At 67.7% G+C, this 15,408-nt stretch carries 15 protein-coding genes; 4 read left to right on the top strand and 11 right to left on the bottom strand.

Annotation, left to right across the window (positions count from 1 at the left end):
• Positions 1-74: 74 nt before the first annotated feature.
• Complete coding sequence (locus tag HGB39_RS05780) at positions 75-1,544, bottom strand: catalase (RefSeq protein ID WP_005570572.1); 1,470 nt, start codon at positions 1,542-1,544, stop codon at positions 75-77.
• Positions 1,545-1,597: 53 nt separating this feature from the next.
• The gene (locus HGB39_RS05775; RefSeq protein WP_005256074.1) at positions 1,598-2,056 is read right to left on the bottom strand and encodes a Fur family transcriptional regulator; all 459 of its coding nucleotides are present in this window, start codon (positions 2,054-2,056) and stop codon (positions 1,598-1,600) included.
• Between the two features lie 93 nt (positions 2,057-2,149).
• Here HGB39_RS05775 and HGB39_RS05770 point away from each other — a divergent pair, with 93 nt between their 5' ends.
• Together HGB39_RS05770 and HGB39_RS05765 are read left to right on the top strand one after the other, a co-directional pair.
• A complete protein-coding gene (locus tag HGB39_RS05770) occupies positions 2,150-2,461 on the top strand; it encodes an ArsR/SmtB family transcription factor (RefSeq protein ID WP_005256073.1) in 312 nt (103 codons plus the stop codon).
• Positions 2,458-2,880 carry an SRPBCC family protein gene (locus HGB39_RS05765; protein ID WP_005564620.1) on the top strand — a complete coding sequence of 141 codons (423 nt, stop codon included), beginning with the start codon at positions 2,458-2,460 and terminating at the stop codon, positions 2,878-2,880. Before HGB39_RS05770 ends, HGB39_RS05765 begins: the two co-directional genes overlap by 4 nt.
• 5 nt (positions 2,881-2,885) lie before the next feature.
• Here HGB39_RS05765 and HGB39_RS05760 read toward each other — a convergent pair whose 3' ends face one another.
• From HGB39_RS05760 to HGB39_RS05740, 5 genes are all read right to left on the bottom strand, one after another.
• The gene (locus tag HGB39_RS05760; protein ID WP_043788737.1) at positions 2,886-3,530 is read right to left on the bottom strand and encodes an acetoacetate decarboxylase family protein; all 645 of its coding nucleotides are present in this window, start codon (positions 3,528-3,530) and stop codon (positions 2,886-2,888) included.
• Positions 3,514-5,226: an FAD-dependent oxidoreductase gene (locus tag HGB39_RS05755; protein ID WP_005564622.1), complete on the bottom strand. Its 1,713-nt coding sequence runs from the start codon at positions 5,224-5,226 to the stop codon at positions 3,514-3,516. Before HGB39_RS05755 ends, HGB39_RS05760 begins: the two co-directional genes overlap by 17 nt.
• On the bottom strand, positions 5,223-6,713 hold the full coding sequence (locus HGB39_RS05750) for a flavin-containing monooxygenase (protein ID WP_005564623.1): 1,491 nt from the start codon (positions 6,711-6,713) through the stop codon (positions 5,223-5,225). Before HGB39_RS05750 ends, HGB39_RS05755 begins: the two co-directional genes overlap by 4 nt.
• A complete protein-coding gene (locus HGB39_RS05745; protein WP_005564624.1) occupies positions 6,710-7,303 on the bottom strand; it encodes a TetR/AcrR family transcriptional regulator in 594 nt (197 codons plus the stop codon). The genes HGB39_RS05750 and HGB39_RS05745 overlap by 4 nt, the downstream gene beginning before the upstream one ends.
• 100 nt (positions 7,304-7,403) lie before the next feature.
• Positions 7,404-9,230 carry a multicopper oxidase family protein gene (locus tag HGB39_RS05740; protein WP_005564625.1) on the bottom strand — a complete coding sequence of 609 codons (1,827 nt, stop codon included), beginning with the start codon at positions 9,228-9,230 and terminating at the stop codon, positions 7,404-7,406.
• A gap of 100 nt (positions 9,231-9,330) precedes the next feature.
• Between HGB39_RS05740 and HGB39_RS05735 the strand changes: the two genes are divergently transcribed.
• Both HGB39_RS05735 and HGB39_RS05730 read left to right on the top strand, forming a co-directional pair.
• A complete protein-coding gene (locus tag HGB39_RS05735) occupies positions 9,331-10,269 on the top strand; it encodes a formylglycine-generating enzyme family protein (protein ID WP_043788739.1) in 939 nt (312 codons plus the stop codon).
• Positions 10,270-10,329: 60 nt separating this feature from the next.
• On the top strand, positions 10,330-11,256 hold the full coding sequence (locus HGB39_RS05730) for a hypothetical protein (RefSeq protein WP_005564627.1): 927 nt from the start codon (positions 10,330-10,332) through the stop codon (positions 11,254-11,256).
• Here the strand turns inward: HGB39_RS05730 and HGB39_RS05725 are convergent.
• The 4 genes from HGB39_RS05725 to HGB39_RS05710 all read right to left on the bottom strand — a co-directional run bounded on the left by HGB39_RS05725 (position 11,203) and on the right by HGB39_RS05710 (position 15,323).
• Complete coding sequence (locus HGB39_RS05725; RefSeq protein ID WP_007298496.1) at positions 11,203-11,868, bottom strand: GAP family protein; 666 nt, start codon at positions 11,866-11,868, stop codon at positions 11,203-11,205. The genes HGB39_RS05730 and HGB39_RS05725 overlap by 54 nt on opposite strands.
• Positions 11,829-12,941, bottom strand: a complete 1,113-nt coding sequence (locus HGB39_RS05720) for an alpha/beta hydrolase (RefSeq protein ID WP_005564631.1) — start codon at positions 12,939-12,941, stop codon at positions 11,829-11,831. The genes HGB39_RS05725 and HGB39_RS05720 overlap by 40 nt, the downstream gene beginning before the upstream one ends.
• Positions 12,942-13,022: 81 nt before the next feature.
• A complete protein-coding gene (locus HGB39_RS05715) occupies positions 13,023-14,054 on the bottom strand; it encodes an aspartate-semialdehyde dehydrogenase (RefSeq protein WP_005564633.1) in 1,032 nt (343 codons plus the stop codon).
• 3 nt (positions 14,055-14,057) lie between these two features.
• Complete coding sequence (locus HGB39_RS05710; RefSeq protein WP_005248517.1) at positions 14,058-15,323, bottom strand: aspartate kinase; 1,266 nt, start codon at positions 15,321-15,323, stop codon at positions 14,058-14,060.
• Between the last annotated feature and the right edge of the window lie 85 nt (positions 15,324-15,408).

The following is a 15,408-nucleotide window of genomic DNA, read 5'->3' as shown; positions in this document are numbered from 1 at the left end:
AACTGTGATCGTGTTCGTTCTCGCCGTACTGATCTATTGGTGGGGCCTGCTCTGAGCCTGCCCCACCAACGACATCAGTTCTGGCTCTGCCCTTCCCGGACACCGATTTCCACTCGCTTGCCCAGGTCGGGGTCGACGCTCTTCCAGTAGTCGAAGACCCGCAGCAGAACCGGTTCGCTGACACCGCCGAGCGCGTGGCCGACGATGTTGTTCACCAGGCGGTCGCGTTCGTCGTCGCTCAGGACCTCGCGGACGAGCGTGCCCGCCTGCGTGAAATCGCTGTCTTCGGCGTGCTCGATGTAGCCGGCTCGCACGGACTCGCCGTCGAACGCCCACAGGCCCTCGTCGCCGGCGAGCGACGCGTCGGCGTGCGGGCCGCCATACGAGTTCGGCGCGTACACCGGGGTCTCGGGCGAATTGGTGGCGTACCGCATCGCACCGTCCTGCGAGTACGAGTTCACCTGGTTCTTCGGCGCGTTGACCGGCAGCTGCGCGTAGTTGGCGCCGATGCGGTACCGGTGCGCGTCCGCGTAGGAGAAGACCCGCCCCAGCAGCATCTTGTCGGGCGAGAAGCCGATTCCCGGAACGACATTCGACGGCTCGAACGAGGCCTGCTCGATCTGAGCGAAGAAGTTGTCGGGGTTACGGTTGAGGGTCCACTTGCCGACCTCGATCAGCGGGTAGTCCTTCTGCGACCACACCTTGGTGAGGTCGAACGGGTTGAACCGGTACCCCTCGGCCTCGTCGACGGGCATGACCTGAACCTTCAGCGTCCAGCTGGGGAACTCGCCGCGGGCGATCGAGTCGTACAGGTCGGCGCGGTGATGATCGGGGTCGTTGCCGGCGAGGGTGTCGGCCTCGTCCTGCGTGAGGAACTCGATGCCCTGATCGGTCTTGAAGTGGTACTTGACCCAGAACCGCTCGCCGTCGGCGTTGACCCACTGGTACGTGTGCGAGCCGAAACCGTCCATGTGACGCCACGTCTTCGGGATTCCGCGGTCACCCATCAGCCAGGTCACCTGGTGCGCGGACTCGGGCCGCAGCGTCCAGAAGTCCCACTGCATGTTGTGGTCGCGCAGACCGGATCCCGGCAGTCGCTTCTGCGAGTGGATGAAGTCGGGAAACTTGATCGGGTCCTTGATGAAGAAGACGGGCGTGTTGTTGCCGACGAGGTCGTAGTTGCCGTCCTCGGTGTAGAACTTGACGGCGAATCCGCGCGGGTCACGCCAGGTGTCGGGGCTGCCCTGCTCGCCGGCGACGGTGGAGAAGCGCACCAGCGACTCGGTCCTGGCGCCGGGCTGGAACAGCGCGGCCTTCGTGTAGCGGCTCACGTCGTGGGTGACGACCAGTTCGCCGAACGCACCGCCGCCCTTGGCGTGGACGACGCGCTCCGGGACACGCTCACGATTGAACTGGGCGAGCTTCTCGATCAGGTAGTGGTCGTGCAGCAGGATGGGGCCCTGCGTGCCCGCCGTGAGGGATTCGTTGTCGCTGGCGACGGGAATTCCGAAGTTGTTGGTGGTGGCGCGCTGTGTTTCAGGCATGGCAAAGCCTCCAGGTTGCATCGGGTGAGGGTGTAGCGGTGGGGACGGACGGGTCAGGACAGGGCTGCTGCCGACCCGGTGCCGCTCTGCGCGCCGGTCTGGCACTGCGAGCAGAGCCCCCAGAAGACGACCTCGGCCTCGTCGATCTCGAAACCGTGGGCCTGCGAAGGGTCGAGGCACGGAGCCTCACCGACGGCGCAGTCCACGTCCACGACGGTCCCGCAGCTGCGGCACACGAGGTGGTGGTGGTTGTCTCCGGTACGGGTTTCGAACCTCGCGGGCGATCCCGCGGGCTCGATACGTCTGAGCAGGCCGGCGGCGGTGCACGCCTTGAGGACGTCGTATACCGCCTGGGTGGAGACCGATCCCAGCTCTTCACGAACTACGGCCGCAATGTCGTCGACGTCGGAATGCGGCCGTACGGCAACCGCATTCAACACTGCAACACGTGGCGCAGTGACACGCAGGCCCACCTCGCGCAGCTGCGCTTTGGGATCCGTGTCGTGTCGCATGTGTTCCAGTATCGCGCCTTTTTGGAATTAGTCAAGAAAAGGATGTGTCGAAAATTCTTGACATGTCGGAAATTTCCGACATAAAGTCGCGGCGTGCCCGACGACGACGTCTTCATCGCCCTCGCCAACCCCGTGCGACGGCGCCTGCTGGAAATCCTGGTGGACGGCCCCCTCACCGCCGGAGACCTCGCCGGCCGGTTCGACCTCAGCCGGCCCGCGGTGGCAGAGCACCTACAGGTCCTGCGCCGGGCCGGACTCGTCCGCGACGAACCGTCCGGACGGCAACGGCACTACCACCTGACCGCCGAGCCGCTCGCCGACGTCGGCGACTGGCTGCACCCGTTCGAGCGGTTCTGGCGTGGCCGCTTGCGCACACTCGCCGACTTCCTCGAGGAGGACTCGTGACCGACCGCACCACCACCAAGATCTCCGTCGACCAGTTCATCGCCGCGCCGCCCGCCAAGGTGTGGCGCGCCCTCACCGAGCCGGAACTGCTCGCCCGCTGGTGGGCCGCGGGCGACATCGCCGCCACGGTCGGGCATCGGTTCCACCTCGAGATGCCCGGCTGGGGCGCCGTTCCCTGCGAGGTGGTCGAGGTCGAACCCGAGCGGCGCTTCGTCTACACGTTCACCGAGAACTGGACGCTGGTCTGGCGCCTCGTTCCCGAGGGTGCGGGCACCCGCCTGTTCCTCGACCACTCCGGCTTCGACCTCGACGACAAGCGCAGCCGCGACGCGTTCGAGCGGATGGGTCCGGGCTGGCGCGACACCGTGCTGCCCCGTCTCGCCGGCGTGGTCGCGGACATCGGACCACTACCCGCTTGATCGGGTCAGCGGAGTTGCGCGGGTCCTGTGGTCATCCGGCCGTCCGTGATCACGATGCCGTGGTGTGTGCCGGGCGTCAGCCAGTCACCGAGGGTGGGACCTTCGGCCGCCACGTCCACGCGGGCATATCGGAAATGGCCCCGCAGTCGTGCGGATGCCGTCACGAGGCCCCGGTCGCCGGGTTGCGCGAACCCCAGCGCTCCGGCGATCGGTAGTCGCGGGCCGCGCGGCCGAGTGTTCGTGGTGACGCGCCACGCGTCGGACGACGCCTCGAAGTCGCCGTGCACGTCGCCGTCGAACTCGGCCGGCACCTTCGGCAGGCTCCAGTGCACCCGTCCGCCGTGTACGGAGGGTTCCGAATCCACGGCGATGAACGGGACCGCCATGCGGGGCAGGACGCCGATGCGACGACCGGGCGCGCGGAGCACCGGACTCGCGAGGATTTCCCGGTAGGGGCCGACCGGCGAGTCCAGGTAGTCGACCATCATCGCCAGGGTCAACGGCACGGTGGCGCCGTCGGGTCCGAGCGCGCGGGCGGCCGCAGTGCTGCGATGCCACCACAGCGTCGCGCGGACTCCCGCCGGCCACGGGGGCGGCGCGCTCTCGGGCCAGTCGGTGCGCTGGGTGGCCGATTCAGGCACGCTCCACATCGACTGTCTCCTTTCGGGTTGCGACCGTCAGCGGGAGCCGCAGCGCACCCGGCGCATCGGCGGGCACCACCGGACTCCGGGGCGGCGACGGTTCGATACGTACGTATGGCTTGCCCGGTTCGGGCCGGGCATCGACCTCACCCTTGTTGGGCCACAACGCGAATGCACGCTCGGCCTGGGCGGTGATGGTCAGCGACGGGTTGACCCCGAGATTCGCGCTCACCACGGAACCGTCCGCCACGTGCAGGCCGTCGTGTCCGTACGCCCGCAGGTAGGGGTCGACGACACCGGTGTCCGGGGAGTCCCCGATGGTGCAACCCCCGAGGAAATGCGCGGTCATCGGAATGTTCACGACGTCGGCGAACGAACCGCCGGGGTCTCCCCCGATCCGCTCGGCCACCTTGCGGATGGCCGTGTGACCCTGCGGGATCCATTCAGGTGGTGGATCTCCGGGTCCGGGCCGGCTGGTCACCGCGCGGCCGAGGCGGCCTTTCCCCTTGGCCAGTTCGAGCGAATTGTCGTCGGTCTGCATGACGAGCGCGATCACGGTGCGCTCCGACCAGTGCCGTACCGAGAGGCTGCGCACGAACGCCCCGGGGCGACGCAACGCGACGCCCACCGTTTTCAGCAGCCGCGGCGTTCTGCCGCCGCCGTCGCTGAGGACCGTCTGCAACAGTCCGATCGCGTTGCTGCCCTTGCCGTACCGGACGGGTTCGATGTGGGTGTGATCGTCCGGGTGGAACGAGGACGTGATGGCCACACCCTTCGTGAAGTCGGTGGCGCGGTTCTTCGCCGTGGCCGCGAGGACCGCTTCGGAGTTGGTGCGCACCACCGATCCCAGCCGCGGCGACAACCGCGGCAGCGCACCGGATTCCTTCATCGCCAGCAGCAGCCGGGCGGTGCCGTACGTGCCCGCGGCGACCACCACTTGGTCGGCGGTGAACGTGTGCTCCCGCTTGCGGATTCCGTCGGTGCGGCGGGTCCGCAGCTCGTAGCCGCCGCCCGCCCGGGGGTGCAACGCCTTCACCGTCGTCAGCGGATGTACCAGGGCGCCCGCCTTCTCGGCGAGGTGGAGGTAATTCTTGACGAGCGTGTTCTTCGCGCCCACCCGGCAACCCGTCATGCAACTGCCGCACTCGGTGCACCCCGTGCGCTCGGGTCCCACTCCGCCGAAGAACGGATCGGCCACCCGCGACCCCGGTTCGCCGAAGAAGACGCCCACCGGTGTGGACGTGAACGTCTCACCGGCGCCCATCTCCTCGGCCACCTCGCGCATGACGGCGTCGGCGGGGGTGAACGACGGATTGGTCGTCACGCCCAGCATCCGTTTCGCCTGCTCGTAATACGGGGCCAGCTCCGACTGCCAGTCGGTGATGTGCGCCCACTGCTTGTCCTCGAAGAAGCGGCGCGGCGGCTGGTAGAGGGTGTTCGCGTAGTTCAGCGATCCGCCCCCGACGCCCGCCCCGGCCATGACCAGGACGTCGGGGAGGAGGTGGATCCGTTGCACGCCGTAGCAACCCAGCCACGGCGCCCACAGGTAGCGCCGCAGCCGCCAGCTCGTCTCGGGCAGCTCGTCGTCGGCGAAACGTCTGCCCGCTTCGAGAACACCGACCCGGTAGCCCTTCTCGGTGAGCCGGAGCGCCGCGACGCTGCCACCGAAACCGGAGCCGACCACGATCACGTCGTAGTGCGTCACGCGACGGTCTCCTTCGCGACCCTGCGTCGTGAGACGTAGTTTTCCTGGTCGAAGCGCTGCAGCTGGGAGCGGAACTTCCAGGTGAAGGTCGGCCACTGGACGGAGTTCCGTCCCTCGGAGTCGTAGTACCAGCTCGAGCAGCCGCCCTTGTTCCAGACGGTGGACTGCAGGTCGGACTGGATGCGGGTGTTGTACCGGCGCTGCGCCTCCTCGGTGACCTCGAAGGCGGTGATGCCGCTGTGGTGCATCGTGTTCAATGCGTCGGCGATGTACGCGGACTGCGATTCGAGCATGTAGACGATGGAGCTGTGCCCGAGGTTGGTGTTGGGACCGTACATCAGGAACAGGTTGGGGAACCCGGCGACGGTGGTCCCCTTGTACGCGCTCGGGCTCCCGTCCCAGTGCTCGGCGAGCGTGCGGCCGTTCGCACCGCGCAACGCCTGCGCCACAGGAGGTTCCGTCGGCGTGAAGCCGGTCGCGAAGATGATGGTGTCGACCTTGTGCACGCCCCCCACCGCGTCGACCACGCCGTCCGGCGTGACCCCGGCGAGTCCCGCGTCTACGAGCGTGACGTCGGGACGGTCGAGGGTCCGGAGCCAGTCATTCGACAGCAGCATCCGCTTGCAGCCGATCGTGAAGTTCGGCGTGAGCTTGCGGCGCAGTTCGGGATCGCGCACCTGCCTGCGCAGGTGCACCTTGGCTACCATTTCGAACACCGGCAGCAGCCCGGTCGCGTGCGCGAGCACACCACCCAGGGCCTCGCGGAAGCTGTACACGGACCCACGGACAGCCTTCTGCACCAACGGCAGTCGCCGGTAGAGGCCCTTCTCTGAGCCGGACAGTTCGCGGTCGAGGCGCGGGATCACCCAGGCGGGCGTGCGCTGGAACACGGTGAGATGCTCGGCCGCCGGCGCGATCTCCGGGACGAACTGCACCGCAGACGCACCGGTGCCGATCACGGCCACGCGCTCACCGGTGAGGTCGTGGTCGTGGTTCCACGTCGCCGAATGGAACGTGGTGCCGCCGAACGTCTCCAGCCCCGGCATGTCCGGGACGCTGGGCGTCGACAGCGCACCGGTCGCGGCCACCACGACATCGGCGGTCAGCGTTCCGCGGCTCGTCCGGACGGTCCAGATGGTCTCGCCATCGTCCCAGTGCGCTTCCTGCAGTTCACAATCGGTCACCACCCGGGACCGGACACCGGTGTCGGCCGCGACCTTCTTCAGGTAACGGTGGATCTCGGGTTGGCGGGCGAACGTGTGACTCCAGTCGGCGCTCGGCGCGAACGAATACGAGTACAGCGACGTCGGAACGTCGCACGCACACCCCGGATAGGTGTTGTCTCGCCACGTGCCGCCGACGTCGTCGCCGCGCTCGATGATCAGGACGTCGGCCTGCGGCTGCGTCTGCAGGATGCGCGCCGCCAGTCCCATACCGGCGAAACCTGCCCCCACGATGAGGGTGTGTACGTGCTGCGGAAGATTCACGACTTCTCCACCTTCGATTCCCACACGGGCAACAACCGCGCGCGTAGTGACTGTTCGGCCTCGGGGGTGCGGAACAGTGCCGACACCGCCAGACCGCGAACCAATTCGATAGTGAGCTCGATGGCGTCGGCGTCGAACCGATCGCCGAACACCGCCGCCGACCCGCGGCGCAGAGCGTCGTTGACCTTCCGCTCGAGCGGAACCGTCGCCTCGTACAGCGCCGGGTCGGTACGGGCGGCCACCCACAGCTCGAGGGCCGCATAGAACAGCGGGCCGGAGAAGGCGTCGGCGAGCACTTCGACGCCCCGACCTGCATCCACTTCGGCGGCGAGGATCTCCTGCAGCCGCTTGTCCACGAGATGTTCCACGGCGGCCACCACCAGCGACTCCTTGGTCGGGAAATGGTGCAGCTGCGCGCCGCGCGACACCCCCGCCCGACGGGCGATGCCCTGCGTGGTGGTGCGGGCGTACCCGAGCTCGACCAGGGAGTCTACGGCCGCGTCGAGCAGCTTCGTGCGCATCGCCGCGGTCCGCTCGGCCTGCGTGCGGGCCGGCTTGACTACTTCTGTGTCAGGTGTCACACCCAGCACTGTAGGCGGAAAAAAGAAAACAGTCCAGACTGCTTTTAAGTTTGCGCTACGCGCCCGTGAGTACTTATTAACGTCCGGCGGTTAATAAGTACTCACGGGCCTAGGGCACCAGGCGGTACCGCAGCATCATGTCGTGGTCCTCGTGGTCGAGCATGTGGCAGTGCCACACGTAGCCCTGAAGGGGATGCGACGACTGCTCCATGTGGCCGTGTCCGCCTTCGGAGTGGTCCATCGTGTGCGCCGACATCCCGAACGTGGCGTCCGGGTCGAAGCCGAGTTCGTCGGCGGTCGGGAACCGGACGACGATCCGGGTGATCGAGTTCGCGTCCGCGATCACCGTGTCCTTGAACCCCGACTCCCACACCTGGGGCGCCAGGTTCGGCCCGAGCACGAACGGGTCCGCCGACGGCGTCCACCGCATCCCGACCGCGGGCACCGGGACCGCCTGCATCAGGGCGTTCGTGTCGATCGCCTGCCGTCCGATCACCCGGAACGTCACCAGATGCAGGTGGATCGGATGCGGTTCGGGCGTGACGTTGACGATGTTCCACTGCTCGACCGTCCCCTGCCGGGGCATCTCGATGTCGTCGGTCGTGTAACGCAGGTTGTTCAGCGACATCAGCGGCGACGGCTGACCGAGACCCTGCGCGAGCTGCATCACCGACACGTTGCGCACCACCGACGGCCGCGCGACGGGCGGGAGGACGGCGAGACCACGGCTTGCGCCCCGCAAAGTCTCCGGCACGCCACCGGTGAACCCGGCGGCGGTCCCCACCCGGAACCGGCAGAACCGCGGCATGATCTGCACCCCGCGCTGCGCGACCTGCGCCGGAATCGGCTCGTCGTTACGCAGTTCCACCGTCGTGCCGGGTGCGAGGGTCCCGAAGTCGACGAGGAGGTCCACCCGCTCGCCGGGTCCGAGCCGGACGTGGTCGGTGGCGACCGGCGCGTCGAGCAACCCGCCCTCGGCGCCGATCACCCAGAACCTCATCCGGTTCTCGAAGAACAGATTCCACACGCTGAACGATGCGGCGTTCACCATCCGCAGGCGGTACAGGCCCCGTGCCACCGACATTTCCGGCCACACCTTGCCGTTCACCACCCCCACGTCACCAGGTGTGGCGGCCTCCCAGCTGCCCTGCGGATTCAGCGGGTTGGACCGGACACTCTGCCGTCCGTCGTCGGTGAAGTTCTTGTCCTGCAACACCAGCGGAAGTTCGAACTCCCCCGAGGGCAGACCGAGCGGGTTGCCGGTCCCCCCGGTGTCGTACTCGTCGCGCAGCAGGTACATGCCTGCCAGCCCGGCGTAGATGTTGAGCCGGGTGACGCCCATCGCGTGGTCGTGATACCAGAGCGCGCAGGCCTCCTGCCGGTTCGGGAACTCGTGCACCATCCCCTGCCCGGGCCGCAGCGTGTCCTCGGGGTGTCCGTCGAACTCGGGGGGCGTCCGTCCGCCGTGCAGGTGCAGCGACGTCGGCACCTGGGTGCGGTCCTGCTCGCTCACGCCGTGGATCCGCGTGTCGACGTCGGCGGCGAGGGGGTTGCTCGCGATGTCGTTGCGGTAGGTCAGTGAGGTCCGTTCACCGACGTGGGCTTCGATCGTCGGGCCCAGGTAGTCCATGCCGCCGTAGCCGAGCGCCGGGGACGCCGGCAGGTCGGGATGGAACACGTGCGTCGTGCTGTTCGCGTGCACCTCGACGGAGCTCCCACCCATCATCGGCAACGGCGGCAACTGTTCCCGGAACGGCTGGAGCGGCGGCGAGGAGAAGACGAACGGCCGCAGCGGATCGATCCCGAACGGGTACGCGCTCGCCGATCCCACCCCGACCGCCCCCAGCCCGGCCGTCAGCGCCAGTCCACGAACGAACGACCTACGCGGAATCCGTCCATCCATTCGGAGGAGCCCCCTGCACGGTGAGAACAGCATTGCGAATCGAGTAGCCGACGGTACCGCAACCGTTGCCCCTCTCACCGGGTTTACGGGACGTCCCTTCGCACGGCGGCCGTCGTCGTGCCAGTCTGACCCCATGACTGGTGCAGCTCCGAAGAACATGGCGTGGATCCCCGGGGGCACCTTCTGGATGGGTTCGGAGGACTTCTACCCCGAGGAACGGCCCGTCCACCAGGTGACCGTCGACGGGTTCTGGATGGACACGCACCAGGTCACCGTCGCCGAGTTCCGGCGATTCGTGAAGGACACCGGTCACGTCACGACCGCCGAGATCGCCCCCGACCCCGCGCAGTACCCGGGCGCGGATCCGGCTCTGCTCGTGCCCGGTTCGCTGGTGTTCACCCCGACACCGGGACCCGTCCCGCTCGACGACTACACCCGCTGGTGGTCGTTCACCGCGGGCGCGGACTGGCGGCACCCCGAGGGTCCGGGCAGCAACGTCGGCGGACGCGAACGCCATCCCGTCACGCACGTGTCGTGGTTCGACGCCCGCGCCTACGCGGAGTGGGCGGGCAAGGACCTGCCGACCGAGGCCGAATGGGAGTTCGCGGCCCGCGGCGGCCTGGACCGGAAGCCGTTCGTGTGGGGCGAGGAGCACGAACCGGGCGGCAGGCCCGGCGGGAACGTCTGGCAGGGACGGTTCCCGTGGGAGAACCTCCTCGAGGACGGCTACGCCGGGACGTCGCCGGTCGGCCATTTCCGGCCCAACGGTTACGACCTCAGTGACATGGCCGGCAACGTGTGGGAATGGACCACCGACTACTTCACGGTGGATCACTCCGAGAGCGGGAAGAACGTCGCACCCACCAGTTCCTGCTGCATTCCGACCAACCCGAGAGTCGACACGGCACGCGCCGAGAACTCGGACGAGCCCTACGCGCGCCGCGTGATCAAGGGCGGCTCGCATCTCTGCGCGCCCAACTACTGCCTGCGCTACCGACCCTCGGCCCGGCAGGGTGACACCGAGGAGACGTCGACGTGCCACATCGGGTTCCGGTGCATCATCCGCCCGTGACGGGCGTTCTCACCTGACGCGGATGATGACAAGCGGGCCCGAACGGTGTTCGCTCGAGGTGTGCGGTCGACGAAACTGTCTGTGGCGCTGGCCAGGGAAGCTCTGGCCGCGCGCACCGAAACGGCCAACGGCTGGTTGCAGGGCACACCTCCCGGCCGTACCGTTCGGCGCGTCATCGACGGGCTGATCGAGATCGAACTCGTCGACCGGTCGATGACGCTCGCCGCCAGGATCTTCACGTCGGTGCTGCCCGTGATGATTGCGGCGTCGACGCTGAGCAGTTGGAACGTGACCGCACGCACCATCAAGACCCAGTTCGGCTTCGACCCCACGGAACTGACGTCCACGTCCGGCACCGTCGACACCACCGACGCCTCCTTCGCCGCGTTCGGGGTCGTCGGTCTGCTGATGATCGCGATCAGCGGTACGTCCTTCGCGAGGGCCCTCGCCCGGATCTACGGAAAGATCTGGAACGTCCCGTCGATCAATCTCCGAGACGCCTGGCGGTGGCTCGTCGTCCTGTTCGCCGTTGCGCTGTCGGGGACGGCGATCGGCGTGGCCAGCGAGCTTACGAGCATCCGATTCATCGGGCCACCTCTCGCCGTCGCCGGGGAGTTCGCGGTGTGGATGGCCGTGTGGACCCTCAGCCCGTACCTGTTGACGATAGGCACCCTCAAGGGTCGCGTGCTCTGGGCGACGGGCGCGCTGACCGCCGCCGCGCTCACCGCTCTCCACGTCGGCGGACGTCTCGTCCTGCCCCGGATCACCGCCGCCGCGCAACACCAATTCGGGCCGCTCGGCCTGGTGTTCACCGCGATCAGCTGGCTGTTCGTCCTCTCCGTCGTCATCGTGGGTTCCGCGGTGATCGTCAAGGCCATCGCGCTCGACGAGGGCTACGTCGGTCATTACCTGCGCGGACCGGACGCCGTCGCGTCAGAACAAGCCGCCGAAACCCTTGCCCAGGACGACGGCGCCCATCACGAGTAGCAGCACGCTCATCACCGCGGCGTTGTTGGCCTGGAGCCAAACCTTGAGATTGTCGAGGGTCCCCCGCATCTTGTCTGCGGCGACGGCGTAGGCGATCACCGGGACGAGGACGGTCGATCCGGCCAGCACGGTGTACACGATCAGGGCCACCACCTGCTCGCTGCCGTTCACGCCGGCCGTGCCGATCCCGACGCCCGCGGACACGCAGAGCAGCAGGTTCTTGGGATTGATTGCCGCCAGCGCAAATCCGAGTCCGGTGGATTTCACGAAGTTCAGGTCGTCGATGGCCTGCATCCACTTCGGTGGCTCCGCGTGGGCATTGCGGCTTCTCCACTGCCGTCCCGCGAGCAGGAGCAGCAGCACACCGAGAATTACCTTCACCCAGGACGCTGTCGCGGAGGGACCTTCGGAGTCGGACGTGTCGATGCTGCCGGCGAGGAGCATGAAGATGCCCGTCGCGACGAGGATGCCCAGTATCCAGCCGACACCGAAGCCCGCGCTCGCACCGCCCGCACGCTTCGACAGCAGCATCAGGATGACGGCGATGATCGGGATCGGCGAGATCGCGACACCTACCGCGAGCGGTAACAGTTCTCCGATGACTGAGCCCATGTCCGAACCGTAGGGTGGGGGCGTCGTCTCCGCCTCGCACGTGTCGGGTGAACCCATTTCACGCCGTGCTGCTGCATCTCGGCGAGCTGCGCCCACGTCAACGGAATCGGCACCGACGTGTCGGACAGACTGTGCACCACCCGCAGAGGGCGGTCGAAGCCGTCGACGGGCACCTGCTGCATCTCCCGGAACAGCTCCCGGAACTGCTCGTTCCACAAGGGCGCCGCGAACAGGTCGCCGACCGCAGTGGGATGGGCGAGCAGGTACCGGCCGAGTTCCCGGCTGCACGTCACCTTCGCCAGCTCCATCAATTCGATTCCCTTCGGCGACAGATACCGCCGGATGTCGACCTCGGGCCGCTGGTCGTCGATGCCGGCGAGGGTCAGCAACGCGTAGTTCACGATTCCGGTCGTCGGCAGTGCCGGAATCGCGGGTCCCGCGGCCGGGAAGAGCTGTTCGAGGTGTGTCGGCGCCGCCACGGCGACGGCACCCCGATAGTCGAGTGCGGGTGCCCGGGTGGTGGCCCCGCGGGCGGCGAAGTAGGTCGCGTGCCCGCCCTGCGACAGTCCCGTGACGATCCACCGGTCGCTGAGCACGTCGCCGTAGACGTCGTGTGCGGCCAGGACGATGTCGACGGCGTTCGCGGCAGCCGCAGGACCGTCGAGGTAGGCATTCACACCGGCCGTGCCGATTCCCGCGTAATCCGTTGCCACGACGGCGTACCCGGCGGCGAGCCACTGTTCGATCGCGGGCAGTTCGACGTAGTTGAACCCGGCGACCGACGGTGCGCACTGGTCGGCGATCCCGACCGTGCCGTGTGCGTAGGAGACCACCGGCCAGCCGCCGTCGGGTGGATCACCACGGGGCAGGAAGATCGATCCGGTCGACTCACCGGCCGCGGTCGCGGTGCGCAGCGTCGAGTAGCGGACCCGGACGCTGTCGCCTGCCTGGGCGGGGACCGCGGCGGGTGGAAGTTCTTCCTGCGACAGCAGGATTCCCGGCTGCGCGGACGCCTCGCCCGCACCGGTGAGCAGCAACAGAACCGCCGCCACCGCAGCACCGACGACTCTCATCGGCCCAGTGTCCACCCGCACAAACAGACGTGAGTGGCAAAGCGTGCGGAAGCACACCTTGCCACTCACGTGGGGGGGAGATCAGACCAGCAGTTCGGCGATCTGAATGGTGTTGAGGGCGGCACCCTTACGCAGGTTGTCGCCGGACACGAACAGTGCCAGACCGCGACCCTCGGGGACACCCGGATCCTGACGGATACGCCCGACCAGCGACGGGTCGCTGCCCGCGGCCTGGAGCGGGGTGGGGACGTCCACGAGCTGCACACCGGGAGCCGTCGACAGGAGCTCCTGCGCACGCTCCACCGACAGCGGACGCTCGAATTCGGCGTTGATCGACAGCGAGTGGCCCGTGATCACGGGGACGCGGACACACGTGCCCGACACCAGCAGGTCGGGCAGGCCGAGGATCTTGCGGCTCTCGTTGCGGAGCTTCTGGTCCTCGTCCGTCTCACCGCTGCCGTCGTCGACGATCGAGCCGGCCAGCGGCAGGACGTTGAACGCGATGGGTGCGACGTACTTGTTCGGGGCCGGGAAGTCGACGGCGCTACCGTCGTGCACCAGCTTCTCCGCGTCGTCGATGACGGCGCGGGCCTGGCCCACGAGCTCCTCGACACCGGCGATGCCGCTGCCGGACACGGCCTGGTAGCTCGACACGATGAGACGCTGCAGACCGGCCTCGTCGTGCAGAACCTTCAGCACCGGCATCGCGGCCATCGTGGTGCAGTTGGGGTTGGCGATGATGCCCTTCGGCGGGTTCTTCGCCTGCTCCGGGTTGACCTCGCTGACGACCAGCGGGACGTCGGGGTCCTTGCGGAACGCCGACGAGTTGTCGACGACCGTGGCGCCTGCCGCGGCGAACCGCGGGGCCTGCTCACGAGAGAGCGTCGCACCGGCCGAGAACAGGGCGATGTCGATGCCCTTCAGGTCCTCGTCGGACGTCGCGGATGCGTCCTCGACGACGATCTCCTCGCCGCGGAACGGCAGCTTCTTGCCCGCCGACCGCGCGGAGGCGAAGAACCGCACCTTGTCCGCGGGGAAGTTGCGTTCCTCGAGGAGGGTGCGCATGACGATGCCGACCTGTCCGGTCGCACCGACGACAGCGATGGTGGTCATGATCTACCGTCCCGTTCCTGCGTGCACGACGGCTTCTTCGTCGCCGCCGAGCTCGAATGCATCGTGGATAGCCTTCACGGCCTTGTCCAGCTCCACGTCCTTGACGAGCACCGAGATGCGGATCTCCGACGTGGAGATGAGGTCGATGTTGACACCGGCCTTCGCGAGAGCCTCACAGAACGTTGCGGTGACGCCCGGGTGGCTCTTCATGCCGGCGCCGACCAGCGACACCTTGCCGATGTGGTCGTCGAACAGCACCTGCGTGAAGCCGATCTCGCCCTGCAGCTTGGTCAGCTTCTCGACGGCGCGCGGGCCGTCGGCGGTGGGCAGCGTGAACGTGATGTCGGTCTTGCCGGTTTCGACCTTCGAGATGTTCTGCAACACCATGTCGATGTTGATCTCCGCCTCGGCCACCGCGCGGAAGACCTGCGCGGCGTAGCCCGGGGTGTCGGGCAGGCCGACGACGGTGATCTTGGACTCGCCGCGATCGTGCGCGACTCCGGTGATGATTGCCTCTTCCACGGGGATGTCCTCCATCGATCCGGACACGATGGTGCCCGGCTTGGTCGTGTATGACGAACGGACGTGCACAGGCACGTTGTATCGGCGGGCGTACTCGACGCAGCGGAGCATGAGCACCTTCGCGCCGCACGCCGCGAGCTCGAGCATCTCTTCGAACGACACCGTCTCGAGACGCTGCGCGTCGGGAACGATGCGCGGGTCGGCGGTGAAGATGCCGTCGACGTCGGTGTAGATCTCGCAGACGTCGGCCTCGAGGGCCGCTGCGAGGGCCACCGCGGTGGTGTCCGAACCGCCGCGCCCGAGGGTCGTCACGTCCTTGCTGTCCTGGCTGACGCCCTGGAATCCGGCGACGAGGACGATCGAGCCCTCGTCGAGCGCATCCCGGACGCGGCCCGGTGTGACGTCGATGATCTTGGCGTTGCCGTGAGCACCGGTGGTGATGACGCCCGCCTGCGAGCCCGTGAACGAACGGGCCTCCGCACCGAGCGAATGGATTGCCATTGCGACGAGAGAATTGGAAATGCGCTCACCGGAGGTCAGCAGCATGTCCATTTCGCGGGCGGGTGGGGCTGGGCACACCTGCTGAGCCAGATCGAGCAGCTCATCAGTGGTGTCCCCCATCGCTGAAACCACGACGACGACATCGTTGCCGGCCTTCTTGGTCTCGACGATCCGTTCAGCCACTCGTCGGATTCTCTCGGCGGTTGCCACCGAGGATCCGCCGTACTTCTGGACGACGAGAGCCACGCGTTTCTACCTCCAGGTCGATGAATCTGTACTGGTCCAGCTGTCGAGCTTACCGGCGGAGTCCAATCTGATCCCGGGTGAGTCC

Source organism: Rhodococcus opacus (assembly GCF_012396235.1).
Lineage (GTDB): Bacteria > Actinomycetota > Actinomycetes > Mycobacteriales > Mycobacteriaceae > Rhodococcus_F > Rhodococcus_F opacus.
Note: the sequence above shows the minus strand (reverse complement) of the source record. Positions and strands in the feature narration are given on the sequence as shown.